At 67.5% G+C, this 14,707-nt stretch carries 13 protein-coding genes; 7 read left to right on the forward strand and 6 right to left on the reverse strand.

Annotated elements, in window-relative coordinates:
* The coding region (locus tag AC1DRE_RS05165) for an HNH endonuclease signature motif containing protein (RefSeq protein ID WP_476983625.1) at positions 1-377 on the forward strand (377 nt) is incomplete at its 5' end.
* A 44-nt stretch (positions 378-421) separates the two neighbouring features.
* Here AC1DRE_RS05165 and AC1DRE_RS05170 read toward each other — a convergent pair.
* The gene (locus AC1DRE_RS05170; protein WP_476983626.1) at positions 422-1,072 is read right to left on the reverse strand and encodes a DedA family protein; all 651 of its coding nucleotides are present in this window, start codon (positions 1,070-1,072) and stop codon (positions 422-424) included.
* A gap of 90 nt (positions 1,073-1,162) precedes the next feature.
* Here AC1DRE_RS05170 and AC1DRE_RS05175 point away from each other — a divergent pair, with 90 nt between their 5' ends.
* The gene (locus tag AC1DRE_RS05175; RefSeq protein WP_476983627.1) at positions 1,163-2,113 is read left to right on the forward strand and encodes a 1-phosphofructokinase family hexose kinase; all 951 of its coding nucleotides are present in this window, start codon (positions 1,163-1,165) and stop codon (positions 2,111-2,113) included.
* Positions 2,114-2,352: 239 nt separating this feature from the next.
* Here AC1DRE_RS05175 and AC1DRE_RS05180 read toward each other — a convergent pair whose 3' ends face one another.
* Positions 2,353-3,690 (reverse strand): MFS transporter, encoded by a 1,338-nt coding sequence (locus tag AC1DRE_RS05180; protein WP_476983628.1) that lies wholly within the window; start codon positions 3,688-3,690, stop codon positions 2,353-2,355.
* Positions 3,691-3,958: 268 nt separating this feature from the next.
* Here AC1DRE_RS05180 and AC1DRE_RS05185 point away from each other — a divergent pair, with 268 nt between their 5' ends.
* The 4 genes from AC1DRE_RS05185 to AC1DRE_RS05200 all read left to right on the forward strand — a co-directional run bounded on the left by AC1DRE_RS05185 (position 3,959) and on the right by AC1DRE_RS05200 (position 8,813).
* Positions 3,959-4,663: a GntR family transcriptional regulator gene (locus tag AC1DRE_RS05185; protein ID WP_476983880.1), complete on the forward strand. Its 705-nt coding sequence runs from the start codon at positions 3,959-3,961 to the stop codon at positions 4,661-4,663.
* Positions 4,664-4,798: 135 nt separating this feature from the next.
* Positions 4,799-6,145 carry an L-fuconate dehydratase gene (locus AC1DRE_RS05190; protein WP_476983629.1) on the forward strand — a complete coding sequence of 449 codons (1,347 nt, stop codon included), beginning with the start codon at positions 4,799-4,801 and terminating at the stop codon, positions 6,143-6,145.
* Entirely contained in the window at positions 6,142-7,614 is a 1,473-nt protein-coding gene (locus AC1DRE_RS05195) for an aldehyde dehydrogenase (NADP(+)) (protein ID WP_476983630.1), read from the forward strand. Before AC1DRE_RS05190 ends, AC1DRE_RS05195 begins: the two co-directional genes overlap by 4 nt.
* Positions 7,615-7,619: 5 nt before the next feature.
* The gene (locus AC1DRE_RS05200; protein ID WP_476983881.1) at positions 7,620-8,813 is read left to right on the forward strand and encodes a fumarylacetoacetate hydrolase family protein; all 1,194 of its coding nucleotides are present in this window, start codon (positions 7,620-7,622) and stop codon (positions 8,811-8,813) included.
* On the opposite strand, the gene efeB is transcribed toward AC1DRE_RS05200, so the two are convergent.
* The 4 genes from efeB to AC1DRE_RS05220 all read right to left on the reverse strand — a co-directional run bounded on the left by efeB (position 8,806) and on the right by AC1DRE_RS05220 (position 13,489).
* The gene (gene efeB / locus AC1DRE_RS05205) at positions 8,806-10,215 is read right to left on the reverse strand and encodes an iron uptake transporter deferrochelatase/peroxidase subunit (RefSeq protein ID WP_476983631.1); all 1,410 of its coding nucleotides are present in this window, start codon (positions 10,213-10,215) and stop codon (positions 8,806-8,808) included. The two genes, AC1DRE_RS05200 and efeB, sit on opposite strands and share 8 nt — an antisense overlap.
* A complete protein-coding gene (gene efeO, locus AC1DRE_RS05210) occupies positions 10,212-11,441 on the reverse strand; it encodes an iron uptake system protein EfeO (protein ID WP_476983632.1) in 1,230 nt (409 codons plus the stop codon). The genes efeB and efeO overlap by 4 nt, the downstream gene beginning before the upstream one ends.
* Positions 11,442-11,475: 34 nt before the next feature.
* Entirely contained in the window at positions 11,476-12,330 is an 855-nt protein-coding gene (efeU, locus tag AC1DRE_RS05215; protein ID WP_476983633.1) for an iron uptake transporter permease EfeU, read from the reverse strand.
* 154 nt (positions 12,331-12,484) lie between these two features.
* The gene (locus AC1DRE_RS05220; RefSeq protein WP_476983634.1) at positions 12,485-13,489 is read right to left on the reverse strand and encodes a LacI family DNA-binding transcriptional regulator; all 1,005 of its coding nucleotides are present in this window, start codon (positions 13,487-13,489) and stop codon (positions 12,485-12,487) included.
* Positions 13,490-13,639: 150 nt separating this feature from the next.
* On the opposite strand from AC1DRE_RS05220, the gene AC1DRE_RS05225 reads away from it, so the two are divergent.
* Complete coding sequence (locus AC1DRE_RS05225; RefSeq protein ID WP_476983635.1) at positions 13,640-14,692, forward strand: family 43 glycosylhydrolase; 1,053 nt, start codon at positions 13,640-13,642, stop codon at positions 14,690-14,692.
* Positions 14,693-14,707: the final 15 nt, after the last annotated feature.

Raw genomic sequence — 14,707 nt, forward strand, 5'->3', positions numbered from 1 at the left:
TGGACAATGAAGCGGACCATCTGCTGGCCTGGTCCGAGGGAGGCGGCACCGGCATCACCAACCTGGGCCAGCCATGCCGGAGGCACCACAGACTCAAACACACCACGGCGTGGAGGCCGGTTGACGCCACCCGGGACCAGCCACCCGGCTGGATCTCACCCGCAGGACGCTCCTATCCCAGCGAACAACAGGATTGGGAACCACCGCACTGGCCGGACCACGCCGGCCACGCGGGTGAAGACCCGGAACGGGAACCGCCCGACTGGCCGGACGTACTTCCCCCGGACATACTTGCCGGTGCCACCGGCCCGGGAGCGACCGGGCCACCATTACCGGTGGATCCCTTGCCTGACTGGGCACTATCCATCGCGGCGTAGGATCCACTCTTGCCTCTGCTGCCCCGGTCACCCGTGCTGAGTAGTCACCGACCTGGGGGCCACCGTTGTGAACGCGCGCTGCTGTCTGCAGCCGTCGCCTGCCGGTGCCGGCGGATCCGCCATGCGACCAGGACGCCGACTGCCACCGCGGCAACCACGACGGCGGCAGCGCTTCCGGCAGTGCGTGCCGCCTCGTCGTACAGGTTGCCGGCCAGGTATCCGAGGGTCACGAAGAGGCTCCCCCACAGCACGCCGCCCGTGATGTTCCACAGCGCAAAGCGGCGGTAAGGCATGCCGCTCAGCCCGGCCAGTGCCGGCATCACAGCCCGGAAGAAGGCGGTGAACCGGCCCAGGAAGACGGCCAGGCCGCCGCGGCGCTTGAGGAACTCCTGGGCTTTCTTCAGCTGCGGGCGCTTCCGGTCGAAAATCTTCAGGGATATCAGCCGGGGGCCCAGGTGCTTGCCGATTTCGTACCCCACGGTGTCGCCCAGGACCGCGGCGGACACCACGACGGCGATCATTGTCGCGAGCGGGATGCCGCCCTTTCCGGCAATGACTCCGCCCACCACGGCTGCCGTTTCGCCCGGGATGACGAAGCCTATGAAGAGTGCGTCCTCGGCGAAGACCAGGGCGAACACAACGCACGTCACCAGCAGCGGGCTGGCGTTGAGGAGTCCGTCGAAGAATGCCTGCATCAGGAACAGTGTGGCAGGTCACGCCGGTAGGCGTCAGCTTTCCGGGAAGGTGCCTGTGGCGGCAACTGCGGGGTCTCCTATGCTGGGGCCATGGGACCCTCACTGCAGCCGGGCACTAAGCCGATTCTTACCCTCACGGTGAATCCGGCATTGGACATCAGCACCTCCACCGAACGGGTCAGCAGCGGCCATAAGCTGCGGTGCGGGGCGAGCCGGCTCGACCCCGGCGGCGGGGGCGTCAACGTGGCGAGGGTCATCCAGCGGCTCGGCGGCCAGACGCTGGCGGTATATACCGCAGGCGGGCCTACCGGGGAAGCCTACCGCCGGCTCATTGAAGCCGAGCGACTCCCGTCCCTGGCGGTTCCGATCCAGGGGAGCACGCGCGAGGATTTCACCGTGGATGAGACGTCCACCGGGAAGCAGTTCCGGTTCGTGCTCCAGGGCCCGGAGCTCAGTGAACCGGAGTGGAAGGCCTGCCTGGACCGCGTTGCCGGGTCCATGCCCGTAGGCGGCTACGTGGTGGCCAGCGGCAGCCTTCCGCCGGGAGTTCCGGAGGACTTCTACGCGAGGATCGCCCGCCTGGCGCGCCGGGCCGGTGCGCGCTGCGTGGTTGACGCCTCCGGGCCGGCTCTGGCCGAAGCGCTGGCCGAGGGCGTGTTCCTGGTCAAACCGAGCCTCCGCGAGCTGCGGCTGCTTGTCGGGGCTGCCCTCGAAGGGGAACAGAGCCAGGTGGACGCCGCTTCTGCCCTCGTGGCTGGCGGCGCCGCGGACCACGTCGCCCTCACCCTCGGCGAGTCCGGAGCCCTGCTCGCTTCGAAGTCCGGGCACATCCGCCTGAAGGTGCCGGATGTGCCCGTGGTTAGCACCGTAGGGGCCGGCGACAGTTTCCTGGGCGCTTTTGTGCTCCGGCTCGCGCAGGGCCGCCCGCTTGATGCTGCTTTCCGTGCCGCCGTGGCCGCAGGAAGTGCCACAGTCATGACGCCCGCCACCGAACTCTGCCACCGAGCCGATGTGGAACGGCTGGAGGCCGGGCTGTCGTGAGCCGTCAGCCCGCCTCGAGAAGGGACTTGAGTTTCGCAAGGTCTTTCCCGCCGGGCGGGGTTGCCGGATTTCAATTTCTGTCAGTACGTCAACCATTCCTGCTGATTCCTTTCAAGCCGCTTCGGCTCGGGTTACGGGACGCAGCCGGGATCAGCGGCCCGTGCACCAGGCTGGCACGCAAAAGGGCGGCGGCAACCTGATCGGCTTGGGTTCTAGCGGTCGCCGCCGCCCTTAGTCGGTTACGCCGCCGGTACCGCTTCCCTGACCTTCAGGGGCTCAATGTCGCCCATGACAAACAGGTAGTTGGCGGCGCCCAGGAGCGACACTGCACCGATGACCGCGAGCGGGGCCACAAAGGATCCCGTCTGGTCCACCAGCACACCGATCAGGATCGGAGTGAAGATTCCTGCGAGGTTGGAGGCGAAGTTCTGCAGCCCGCCAATGGATCCCACGTGCTTGGAGCTCGGGGCAACATCCGCGGGCAGGGACCAGATGCCGGTCGCGGCGACGGTGAGGCTTGAGTAGGCGACGGACAGGAGCGCCAGCGCCATCCATGCCTCCGGCGCGAGGGCGGCAAACATAATGACGGAACCGCCGATCAAGCCGCCGGCAATAGTGGCTTTGCGCACCTTGGTCACGGCGACGCCGCGCCGAACAGCACGGTCGGCCAGGTAGCCGCCCAGCCAGCCGCACAGCACCGCGCAGATGCCGGGGATGGCACCGAAGAAGCCCAGCTTGAGCAGGTCGAAGCCGCGTTCCTTGACGAGGTAGCTCGGGAAGAACGTGATGAAGAAGTAGATGGCGCTGTTCAGGCAGAAGAAACCGAACATCATGCTGAGGATCGTGCGGTACTTGAAGAGTGAGCGCCAGGGCAGCTTCGCGGCATTTGCGTCGTCGCTCCCCGCGCCGCGGGCACCGCCTTCCTCGATGTAGGCCACCTCGGCGGCGTTCGCCCCGGGGTGCTCCTGGGGGCTGCGGTAAACCTTCCACCAGACGGCGGCCCAGATGAGGCCGGCGACGCCGATAATAATGAACACTGCGTGCCATGACGTCAGCGCCACGATCAGGGTCACAATGGGAAGCGCGATCACGGCCCCCACGCGGGAACCCGAATCCCAGATGCTGGTGGCGAAGGCCCGTTCCCGGACGGGGAACCAGGTGGCCACCACCTTGGCCGCGGTGCTGGGAGCAGGGCTTTCGCCGACGCCCAGGAGGAACCGTGCCGCGAACAGGGACCAGAAGTTCGTCGCGGCCGCGGTCACCATGGTGAATACGGACCACCAGACCGCGGCCAGCGAAAATGATCTGCGCGGGCCGACTTTGTCCACGTACCAGCCGGCCGCCAACTGGCAGAAGTCGTAGGCCCAGAAGAATGCGGCGAAGATAAGTCCTTGCTGCGTGGCCGAGAGCTCGAAGTCCTTGCCCATGAAGGGCAGGGCAACGCTAAGGCTGGAGCGGTCAAGGTAGTTGATGCTCAACCCGACAAAGGCGAGCCAGATAATGGCCCAGCGCTTTCGGGTCATGGTGCGGGGATTTTTGGATGACGTACTGGCAACTTTACTTCCGAGCGCAGTCATGTGGTCTCCTTCGACGTAAACATGGCTTCGGGCGCCTCTGGCACCGGGGAAGACACCGAAGATATCGATGCCAAATCATATAGGAATCTGGTTAATCATATAGCTAATGTGATCGAGATCAAGCCCTCCCCGAAAAAACCTCCGCAGCGGCGCCCGCCGGGGCGGCGGAAGGTCCGGTGGAATATGATTCCCCCAACGGCTCCAACCCGAGCCGCGCATCCAACCAGCACTAAGAGGTCAGCGCGTGCCCCCACGTCAGTCTTCCGATATCTCCCGAGGCAAAGCCGCGGTTAGTGACGTGTATTCGTCGATGCGCGCCTCCATCCTCGAAGGCGAAATCGCACCCGGCACCCGGATCAACATCGACGCAGTCTCGCGGAACCTCGGCGTTTCGCAGACGCCGGTGCGCGAGGTGCTGCAGCGGCTGGAGGGCGACAACCTCGTGGTCTACAACCCCGGCAAGGGCTACAGCACCACACCCCTGCTGGATCTGGCCGAACTGCGCTCACTCTTTGAATTCCGACTGCTGGTGGAGCCCTGGGCGGCACGCTCTGCGGCCGTTGACCGCTTAGCCAACCCCTCGGCCGCTCTCGAGAAGGAAATTGCGGCGTTCCGCGGCGCCATGAAGTCCGACGGCGACCTGCGGCAGGATCTGGTGGCCCACGACACCCGGTTCCACGACACGATCCTCGCCGCCGCCGGCAACACAGTGGTCCGCCACGCGTTTGCGCAGACCCACTGCCACCTGCACACCTTCCGCCTCTACCCGGCCGACGTCGACGGCGCCATTACCGTCGCGGAGCATTCGGCGGTCCGCGAGGCCATCAAGGCCTGCCAGCCGGAACGGGCCGAAGCGGCCATGGCGGAGCACATCCGCAACTCGTTTGCCCGCTTCGCCCAAGCCTTCGAAGGCCACGCCGACCTCGCACCGCTGCAGGACAGCGGCCCGCCCAGGCGGCACATCATGGAGTGAACGCAAGCCCCGGTCCGACGGCCGGGGCTCTTTTTTGCCCCCGGCACTTGATCTGGATCACAGTTCCTATATGATTATTGAAATTCATATAGGAAATCATGCCCACCCTCCAGATCAATCCGAGAGAAGAGATCCATGCCTTCCATCATTTCCATCAACACCCAGGACGTCCGCTTTCCGACGTCACTGGAACTCGATGGGTCCGACGCGGTCAATGTTGACCCCGACTACTCCGCCGCCTACGTCGTCGTCCGCACCGATGCGGGCGAAGAAGGCCACGGCTTTGTGTTCAGCTGCGGCCGGGGCAACGAGATCCTGACTGCGGCCATCGAATCCTATGCAGCGCTCCTGCTGGGCAGGGATATCGACGAACTGATTTACGACCTGGGCAACGCTTCCAAGCGCCTCATCCACGACTCGCAGCTCCGCTGGCTCGGCCCGGAAAAGGGCGTCACCCAGATGGCGGCCGGCGCCCTGGTCAGCGCGCTCTGGGACATCCGCGCCCGCCGCGAACGCAAGCCGCTGTGGCTGCTCCTGAGCGAAATGTCTCCCGAAGAGGTCGTGGACGTCGTCGACTTCACGCACATCCGCGACGCCCTGAACCCGCAGCAGGCACTGGACATCCTCCGCGCGGGCCAGGACGGCAAGGCGGCACGCATAGCAAGCCTCAGGGCGGATGGCTACCCCGCCTACACCACCTCGCCCGGATGGCTGGGCTACAGCGACGAGAAACTGGTCCGACTCAGCAAGGAAGCGGCCGCAGACGGCTTCTCCATGATCAAGCTCAAGGTAGGCGGCGATATCGCTGACGACCGCCGCCGCATGGCCCTCGCCCGGCAGGCAGTGGGAGATCTTCCCATCGCCATCGACGCCAATCAGCGCTGGGAGGTCTCCGGGGCGATCGAATGGGTCAACCAGCTGGCCGAGTTCAATCCCTACTGGATCGAAGAGCCCACGAGCACCGACGACATCCTGGGGCATGCGGACATCCGGAAGGGTGTCGCTCCGGTCCGCGTCGCCACCGGCGAAGCAGTGGCCAGCCGCATCGTGTTCAAGCAGCTGCTCCAGGCAGGAGCCATCGACGTCCTGCAGCTCGATTCCACCAGGGTGGGCGGCGTCAACGAGAACATCGCCAACCTGCTGCTCGCCGCCAAGTTCGGCGTCCCGGTCTGCCCGCATGCCGGCGGTGTGGGCCTCTGCGAGCTGGTCCAGCACTTCTCCTTCTTCGATTACGCCGCCATCACCGGTAGCCAGGACGGCCGCATGATCGAATACGTTGACCACCTCCACGAGCACTTCGTGGAACCGGTCCGGATCATCAACGGACGCTATGCCGCGCCCGAACGACCGGGCACAGGGGCCGAAATGCTCAGCGCCTCCCGGACCCGCTGGGAATTCCCTTCCGGCGCAGGGTGGCTTGAAGTGGGCAACCGTGCCGCCGTCACCGGCGCCAGCCTTGCACCCGCGGGAGCCGGCCGATGAACACCACTGCCGTCGAACTGAACGCATCCGTCGAGGCCGCCCACGCAGCCTTCGAAAAGGCCCGCCTGGCAGGTCCCGCCACCCGCGCAGCCTGGCTCGAAGCGGTGGCCTCCTGCTTGGAAGGCGACGCCGCGGCGCTCGTCGGGATCGCGGTCGGAGAAACGCACCTCGCTGAAGCGCGACTCCAGGGCGAGCTGAAGCGCACCGTCTTCCAGCTCCGCCTCTTCTCTGACGAAATTCGACGGGGTGAGCATTTCGACGCGACGATCGACCATGAGGATGCCGCCTGGGGCATGGGGCCGCGGCCGGACCTGCGCCGCTACAACGTCCCGCTCGGCGTGGTGGGAGTCTTCGGGGCGTCCAATTTCCCCTTCGCCTTCAGTGTGATGGGCGGGGATTCCGCGTCGGCCCTGGCGGCCGGCTGCGCCGTCGTCCACAAGGCGCACGACGGCCACCGCGAACTTGCGGTCCGCACAGCGGAAACGGTGACCGCCGCGCTCGAAGCCGCCGGGGCGCCGTCGGGCCTCTTCTCCCTGGTCACCGGCCGCGAGGCCGCGGAAGCCCTCGTCGACCACCCGCTGGTGAAGGCCATCGGGTTCACGGGCTCGACGGCGGGCGGCCGGGCATTGTTCGACCGTGCGGCCGCGCGGCCGGAGCCGATCCCCTTCTTCGGGGAGCTCGGCGGCATCAACGCCGTTTTTGTCACCGGCAGCGCCTGGTCCGCGCGCCGCGAGGAAATCCTGGGCGGCTACGCCGGCTCCTTCACCCTGGGCATGGGGCAGTTCTGCACCAAGCCAGGCGTGCTGTTCGTCCCTGCCGGGCAAACTGACGAGGTCCGGGACAGCCTCCGGAAAGCCCTCGCAGGTTTCTCTCCCGCGCAACTGCTCAGTGAACGGCTGCACGAAGGGTTCCGGCACGCCGTTGCCGGGCTGCGGGACACGGCCGGCGTCCAGGTGCTGCTCGACGGCGATTTCGCCGAGGCGCCGGCGCCCACCGTCCTGTTGACGACCTCCGAAGCGGTCCGCCGGAACCCCGGGATCCTCCGCCAGGAGATGTTCGGCCCGGCCAGCCTGGTGGTGCAGTACGGCGACGAATCCGAACTCGCTGCCCTTGCCGGGCTCCTGGAAGGCCAGCTGACCACCACCCTGCAGGCCGAACCGGAGGACGACGTGGCTGAGCTTGCCGGCAGGCTCACGGACATCAGCGGACGGCTGCTCTGGAACGGCTGGCCCACCGGCGTCACCGTCAGTTACGCCCAGCACCACGGCGGGCCGTACCCGGCCACGACGTCGGGCACCACGTCCGTGGGGACAGCCGCCATCCGGCGGTTCCTCCGGCCGGTGGCATTCCAGTCCTTTCCGGAGCAGCGGCTGCCGGAGCCGCTGCAGGATGCGAACCCGTGGAACGTCCCGCAAAGGGTCGACGGCGCCTGGCAGCGGCCGTCCGCACGGCCGGACGGCCAGCCGTGAGCGCGCTGCCGGCTTCGCTCGCGGCCGTCCTTCCTGAGGACGCCGAGGATGCACTCCTCATCGGCCGTCTCTGGGACGTGGAAACGTCCGGTCCCCGGGTGGTGGCCGTGCGGGGCGCGGACGTGTTCGACCTGCAGCATCTCGCCGGGACGGTATCGGAGCTGCTGGAACGCCCGGAGCCGGCGGCTGAGGTCCGTGCAGCCATGACTGAGGCGCGCTGGAAGACGGCGGACGTCGTCGGCGCATCCCTGACACAGGACACGGCCCGTCCGCACCTGCTGGCGCCCATTGACCTCCAGGTCATCAAGGCCTGCGGGGTGACATTCGTGGACAGCATGATCGAGCGCGTCATCGAGGAGCGCTGCGGCGGGGATGCAGGCCGGGCCACCGAGATGCGTGACCTTGTGGGCAAGGCACTGGGCGGCAGCATCGGCGAGGTACGGCCGGGTTCCCCCGAGGCCGCTGAGGCCAAGCGGGTGCTGATCGCCGAAGGGCTGTGGTCGCAGTACCTGGAGGTGGGCATCGGCCCCGACCCCGAGGTCTTCACCAAGGCGCCCGTGCTGTCCTCCGTCGGCTTGGGTGCCAGCGTCGGAATTCCGTCATTTTCCTCCTGGAACAACCCGGAGCCGGAGCTGGTGCTCATCGCCACGTCCACGGGGAGGGTTGTTGGCGCCACGCTCGGCAACGACGTCAACCTCCGCGACGTTGAAGGCCGCAGCGCCCTGCTCCTGGGTAAAGCAAAAGACAACAACGCCTCCAGTGCGCTGGGGCCGCTGATCCGATTGTTCGACAACTCGTTCACACTCGAGACGCTGCGGCAGGAAGAGATCCTGCTCCGGGTGGAGGGCGCGGACGGTTACCAGCTGGAGGGCCGGAACACCGTGGCCCGGATCAGCCGTCCGTTCGAGGAACTGGTGGCGGCGACCTTCGGCAAGCACCATCAGTACCCTGACGGGTTCGCGCTCTTCACGGGCACACTGTTCGCGCCCACGCGGGACCGTGACGAACCCGGGCAGGGATTCACCCACAAGATGGGGGACGTGGTCACCATCCGCAGCCGCCATCTGGGGGCCCTGGTCAACACGGTGGGCGCCGCGGAGGAACTGCCGGAATGGCGCTTCGGACTGCGTCAGCTGTTCGGTTACCTTGCAGCGCAGGAGCACTCTCCTTCAGCTGCGGCAGCGGCGAGCGTCAGCTGAACAGACCTTCTCCAATGAAGCCGCCGGGCCTGGTGCCCGGCGGCACCGCGGCCAGGGCGGAGCCGGTGTGCTTGAGGTACTCCACAGCCAGGGTGTCCTGCTTGGCCATCGCCATCTGCATGGGCACGTAATGCGTGCGCGGGTCCTTGACGAAGGCTATGAAGAAAAGCCCGGCATCGAGGTGGCCCAGCCCGTCGGAACCGTCCGTGTAGTTGTACCCCCGCCGCAGCATCCTGACGCCGCCGTTCTGGTCGGCATGGGCCAGCCGGACATGCGAATCGATGCCCATCAGGGGTTCGCCGTCCTTGCCTTTGAGGTTGAAGTCCGGGGCGGTGAATTCCTGGCCGCCGGACAGCGGAGCGCCCTCGGCCTTCGTCCGCCCGATCAGGCCTTCCTGCTCGCCCAGTGACGTCCGGTCCCAGATCTCGATGTGCATCCGGATGCGGCGCGCCACCAGGTAGCTTCCGCCCTGCATCCAGGCTTCGCCCTTGCGGGTGCCGGCCCCCGCCCAGACATGGCTGTCCAGCAGGCCGGCGTCCTCGACTTTGAGGTTGTTGGTGCCGTCCTTGAAGCCGAAAAGGTTGCGGGGCGTCTGCTGAGCCCGGGACGTGGAGGACGTGCGCCCGAAGCCCAACTGCGACCAGCGGACACGGACCTTCCCGAACCCCAGCCGGGCCAGGTTGCGGATGGCGTGCACGGCAACCTGGGGATCGTCGGCACATGCCTGCACGATGATGTCACCGCCGCTGCGCCCCGCCTGAAGGTCATCGCCCGGGAAATGCGGCAGGTCTATCAGGGCGTCCGGACGCCGGCCCTCGAGCCCGAACCGTATCTTCCCGTCCTTTTCGAACAGGCTGGCGCCGAATCCGAAGGTGACGGTGAGTTTGCCGGCGCTGAGGCCCATCGCTTCCCCGGTATCCTGCGGCGGGGCGTCATAGGACCCGCCGGCTGCCCCGGTTTCACCGGTTTCCCGGCCCTGGGACATAGCCTCCGCGGCGGCCGTCCAGTCCTTGAGGAGCCGGATCAGGGCGTCGCGGTCCTCGGTGATGACATCGAAGGCGGCAATGTGCAGGCGGTCCTGTGCCGGCGTCGTAATTCCGGCCTGGCGGTCCCCGTAAAACGGGACCATGTCACTGGCTGGCGCCTCGGCGGGGGTCGACGCGAAAACGGCGTCGCGCCCCAGCAGTCCGGCGGCGAGGCCGGCCAGCGCGCCGGCGCCTCCGACGCCGGCGAAGGAGAGCATGCGGCGGCGGGACACACCGCGCTCCTCACCCGCAGTGGCTGTTGCCCTGCCGGGAGCGGCCCCGTCAGTGTCGGTTGCGGCGGCAGCAGACTGGGACGTATCCCGCTGGCCTCCGCCCTGGCCGCGGCCCTGCCCACCGCCGAAAGGGCAGCCGCTCACAGCACTACAGCCGCGGTGAGGTTGGACAGCGGCTCACCGAGCGAATCGACCAGGGCGGCCAGGCGCTGGACCTGCTCAGGAGTCAGTTCGTCGTAGTAGGCAAAGCCCTCACCCCGTGCATGGGTCTTCAGTTCAGCCTGGAGTTCCGCGAATTTCGCATCCAGGGTCTTGGCGAGCTCCGGATCCTTCTTCTCCAGCACGGGCTTGAGGTTTTGGAAGGCGATCCGGGCGCCGTCCACGTTGGCCTGGAAGTCCCACAGGTCGGTGTGGGACCAGATTTCCTCTTCACCGGTGACCTTGCCGGTGGCCACCTCGTCCAGCAGCTCCTTGGCGCCGTTGCCCAGCTTGTCGGCAGTGAGCTCCACCGTCCGCGTGCGCTTGGCCAGCTCCTCGGTGTCGGCCACCAGCTGGGCCGACAGCTTTTCACGCTCCGCGGCGCTCAGCGCCTGGAACCCGGCCGGCGGGTACAGGTCCTTCTCGGCACGGTGCCAGCCGGTCCACTCCTCGCCCTCGGCCAGATCCGCTTCGCGGGCGTCCAGCTTGGGGTCGAGGTCGCCGAAGGACTCGGCTACCGGTTCGATCCGCTCCCAATGCATGCGGGTTGCGGCGTAGTGCTCCTTGGCCTTGGCCGCATCGCCGGCCGCATAGGCCGCCGCGAATTCTTTGGTGCCGGCCAGCAGCTGTTCCGTCTGGTCCTTGACATAGGCGACGTACTGCGCGGTGCCCTGGTCGCTGAGTGCCTTCAGGTCGCTGTCCACGGCGGCCTGGCTGCCCGAGGCGGTCACCTCGAAGGCCGCCCGGATGCCGTCGCCTTCCATGCCCGGCTTGCAGGCGGTGGTGTACTTCCCGGCCGGGACGGTGAGCACCAGGTTCCGGGTCAGGCCGGGTCCGATGTTTTCCACTTCGCCCAGGATCCGCAGGCCGTCCTCCGCCAGCAGGTAGAACTCGGTGACCTGATCGCCGTCGTTCTTGACGGTGAAGGTGAGGTTGCCGCTCGCTGCGGTGGCGGTGGACACCTTGCAGGCATCGCTGGTGCTGGTGACCTGGATGGGTCCGGCCGCCCCCGCCGCCGGCGAAGGTGCGGCGTTGTCCGTGCACGCTGCCATCGTCAGGGGCAGGGCGACGACGGCGGCCGCTGCGGCCAGGCGGCGTGCAGCTCCAGGCCGGCGGCCCTGCCTCAGGGCTGTTGCTGAGCGGTCACAATCGGGCAGGCTGGGGCTTGGCATGAGGGTGTTCCTTTGGGGATGCGGGAGTGGTGGGTCAGGACGCCGCGAAGGCAGTCCGGACGGATGTTTCGGCCTGCGAGGAGACGCGGGCGCGGCGGTTGGCGCGAAGGTAGAAGAACAGCACGGCAGGGACGTACAGCAGCCAGGCAGCCGCCTCCAGCCAGGTGGTGGCAGGCGAGAAGTTAAGGGTGCCTTTGAGCACCGTCCCGTACCAGGACGACGGCGGGACTGCCGCCGTCACGTCGAAGGCCAGGCTGTGGAGGCCGGGAAGGATACCTGCCTCCTGGAAATCGTGGACAGCGTAGGCGAGCACACCACCTGCGATGACGACGAGGGCGGCGCCGCTCCAGGTGAAGAACACCCCGAGGTTAATCTTCAGGACTCCGCGGTGCAGCAGGAAACCGAGCAGGACGGCAGTCGCCAGGCCCAGGAGGGCGCCGAACAGCGGTGTCGCGGACTGTCCGGTGGCCTGGGCGGCCGCCCACAGGAAGAGCGCAGTTTCAAGCCCTTCCCGGCCAACGGCCAACGCGGCAACAGCGGCCAGCCCCCAGCCGGCGCCACCTGCCGCCCTGTCCACTTGCGAGCGGAGTTCCGTGCCGAGCGTACGGGCGGTGCGGGCCATCCAGAAGACCATCCAAGTCACCAGCGCCACGGCGACGACGGACAGGCTCCCGCCGATGGCTTCCTGCGCCTCGAACGTGAGTCCGCGCGGACCGAAGGTGAGCAACGCGCCGAACCCCGCCGACACGGCGACGGCCGCCCCGACGCCCGCCCAAAGCCTGGGCAACAGGTGCTGCCTCCCGGTTTTGAGGAGGTATGCCATCAGGAGCACAACGACGAGTGTCGCCTCAAGGCCTTCGCGCAGGCCGATCAAATAGTTTGCTGTCATGAACGTGGAGCCTCAAATATCGCAGCCAAGGTTAGGCTGGCCTTATAAGAGGATCACGCACGGGTGCGAATTAAGCAACTCAAACGTGCGCTAATTACCCGTTCATTACGCCCGCTCCGGCTCCCCGGCGCGGCTTTGGGGCCGCACCCGGACCTTACGGTGCCGAGTCCCGGACCTTCAGTTCGAAACCCGCCTCGATGCGGAGTCCCCCGGCGGCCGGCTCCACACCTTCGATCCGATCGATGAGCAGCTTGATGGACCGCTCGGCGATCTCCTCCATCCCGGGAGACACCGTGGTGAGGGACGGCGAGGCGAAACGTGCCTCGTCGATGTCGTCAAAGCCCGCCACTGCGACGTCATCCGGCAGCTTGATACCGCGGACCAGGAGCTCGTGCAAGGCGCCGAGCGCCATCGCGTCATTCAGGCCAAAGACGGCGTCGAACCGGACTCCGCTGTCCAGCAGGCTGCCGACGGCGGCGGCCCCGCCGTCACGGCGCCAGTCGCACTGCACCACAAGGGCCGGGTCAAACTCCACCCCCGCAGCCTCCAACGCCTTCCGGTAGCCGTTCAAGCGCAGGCCGGGGCTGTCCGTCGTGGCGCCCGCCGTCGCGCCCAGGACGGCAATCCGGCGCCGGCCCCCGGCCAGGAGATGGGCAGTGATGGCTTCCGCGGCCTCGGCGTTCTTCATGGTCACCAGGTCGAAGCGCGGATCCGCGATGTGTTCCCCGAGCATCACGATCGGCTTGCTGCCTTGGTGCGCGGCAATGGTCGCGGCATCCAGGGCCAGCGGGGTGAACAGCAGACCGTCCGTGAGCTGGCGGAACGGACCCTGAAGCGCGCTCAGCTCGTGTTCCACGACCCCGCCGGACTGTTCCACCAGGACGCGGTAGCCCCGGCTGGCCGCAACGGTCATCAGCCTGGACGCGAGCTCCCCGTAGTAGGGAATGGAGAGGTCGGACAGCACCAGGCCCAGCATCCGCGTTTTGCCTGAACGCAGGCTCCGGGCCGTCAGGTTGGCCTCGTACCCCAGCTCGGCGATGGCGTCGAGCACCTTCTGCTTGGTGGCTGGCCGAATGAATTCGTAGTCGTTGAGCACATTGGATACCGTCTTCAACGAGACGCCGGCGGCGCGCGCAACGTCGTTCATGGTCACAGCCACAGGTGATTCCCTTCCCCGTCAACACTTTCAGCTACATCGTTGCAGACCCGCCCTGGTTTTGCCCTTTCCGCACCATATACAACGTTATATAATTGGCGCGCCGCAGCATCCGAACCGACCCTGCGCCAACACGTCACAAAGGAAACCGCCATGCCATCCGCCGCCTCTCCCCTGTTCCGCTGCCCGGTGTTCGACGGCGCCGCCGACCCCACGGTCATCCACCGCCGCGGCACGGGCGAGTGGTGGATGTTCTACACGGCCCGCCGCGCCACGCTCACCACCGATGGCGTGGACTGGATCACCGGCACCAGGATCGGGATCGCGGTGTCCTCGGACGCAGGAGCCAGCTGGCAGTACCGCGGCGTGGTGGAGGGCCTCGACCCGGAGGACTCCCCCGGCCTGAACACCCATTGGGCCCCGGAGGTGGTGTGGCATAACGGCAGGTACCACATGTTCCTCACCTGGGGCGCCGGCGCTCCGCGAACCTGGGCTGAGCAGACCCGGCGGCGGCTGGTGCATTTCACCGGCCCCGACCTGGAGCAGTGGGAGTTCAGCGGACGGGTGGAGGTCGGCTCCGAGAACGTCATTGACGCCGCCTTCGCCGTGGTGGCAGACGGCCGTCCGCGCCTCTGGTTCAAGGATGAGGTGGACGGCTCCACCACCTGGTCGGCGGTCTGGGAACAGCCGGCGGCCCGGAAGGAACCGTCCGACGGCGGCAGCGGCAGCACCGCCGTCGGACGCCCCGGGCGCCGGAAAACGGACCGCCGCTGGCGCGCCGAGGGGCAGGTGATCGGGTTGCCTGCCCATGAGGGTCCCAACGTGTTCCGGCTGGGTGGCTGGTACTGGATGGTGGTGGACGAGTGGCGCGGCCAGGCCGTGCACCGCTCGGCGGACGGCCTCGCCTGGACCCGGCAGGCAGCCGACGACGGCCTCATCCTGCACGCGCCGGGCACCGGGGCGGACGACGCCACGTACGGCAGGCACGCCGATGTGGTCACCCAGGGCGATCACGCCTACATTTTCTACTTTACGCATCCCGAGTGGCAGGACACCGAGATGGCCAACGGCCTGGCGGATCCGGCCCGGGCGGTCCGGGAGCAGCGCACCAGCATCCAGGCGGCGCGGCTCCACGTGGAAGGGGACGTCCTGGTCTGCACACGCGACCTGGACGCCCCCGTTCACCTGGATCCGGCGCGCCTCTGATTTTGGAGACTCGCC

The sequence above is a fragment of the Arthrobacter sp. P4_H3 genome (assembly GCF_056400885.1).